The organism is Anabaena sp. AL93 (assembly GCF_001672085.1).
Taxonomy (GTDB): Bacteria; Cyanobacteriota; Cyanobacteriia; order Cyanobacteriales; family Nostocaceae; genus Dolichospermum; species Dolichospermum heterosporum.
This window is the reverse complement of the sequence record NZ_LJOU01000215.1, coordinates 1-1,109: the sequence shown is the minus strand read 5'-3', so window position 1 is coordinate 1,109 and position 1,109 is coordinate 1. Positions and strand designations below refer to the sequence as shown.

The window sequence follows — 1,109 nt, the reverse complement described above, 5'->3', positions numbered from 1 at the left end:
GGTTACTTGTCAGCGAAAAATTAAGTCCCTGGTTGAACTTTGCCTTTTTTGAAGTCATCACGATCACCCCGTTGCCCGCCCTAGCTCCCCAGATCGAAACCGCAGCGGCATCCTTCAAGATCGAGATGCTTTCCACCTCGTTTGGATTCAGGTTCTCCAGGCTCCCCTGATAGGGAAAATTGTCAAGGATGATCAGCGGGGACCTAGGCCCCTGCATCGTACTCAATCCCCTGACAGATAGCGAAGGGGTCACCGTACGCCGATCAAGGCTCACCCCAACGGCAATATTGGGTAACCTGTCCAGAATGGTGGTACCCACCTGCTGACTGAAAAGTTTCTCATCTATCAGTGTGAATGAACCCGTAGCCCTTTCCCTAGGGATCCTCTGGTAGCCGGTATAGATGTTCACCTCACCCAGTACACTCTGATCAGTCTCCAGCAGGATCTCCAGCAAAGAAACCTGACCCACAGCAACCCGCCTGGTCTTATAGCCCAAATAAGTTACCACCAGCGTATCACCTAAAGAAGCTACAAACGAAACCCTGCCATCCTCACCGCTTAAAAACACCCGGCCAGTTTTGACCGAGGACAGTGAAACCCCGGCCAGGGGTTCCCTACTCTGCCTGTCCCTGACCACCCCAGAAAGCTGCTGGCCGGAAGCATCCAGAACCATAAACAGCAAAAAACCAGCAACCAGCATCACCCTTGAGCCAGTTCTGCCAAACAGATCCCACACCACCTTTTTCTTCCTCACCCTTACTAAATATCCATAAATCTTCTTCATTATTTTATCGGTTTATCTTTGATTACAAATGTGTTGATCGGCCTTTTAGCCTTAACCAGCTTCAGCCCATACCTCCCCAGTTCCCTATTCAGCACCGGAAGGTTTCCAAGGTCCCCAGAAAGCTTCATACTGATCTGCCCGGCATAGCCAGTTTCATCTAGGATCCGCATGCCAAGCTTATCCTCCTCGTTAAGCCTTCCCACCAGAAAGCCCATTGGAACCCTGTTCATCTCCCAGCTGCCTTCTTCCCTGCGGTTCACAAACTCTCCGCTGCTATACCCAAAAGCTGCTTCATCACCCTTTCTCACAAGAACAAGGCACGGGG

At 51.0% G+C, this 1,109-nt stretch carries 2 protein-coding genes; both read right to left on the bottom strand.

The window, feature by feature from the left end:
- On the bottom strand, nucleotides 1–784 hold a 784-nt coding region (locus AN486_RS26555), incomplete at its 3' end, for a TonB-dependent receptor plug domain-containing protein (protein WP_290603059.1).
- Nucleotides 784–1,109, bottom strand: a 326-nt coding sequence (locus AN486_RS26550; RefSeq protein ID WP_290603058.1) for a hypothetical protein, incomplete at its 5' end; no start/stop codon positions are given. The genes AN486_RS26550 and AN486_RS26555, both read right to left, overlap by 1 nt.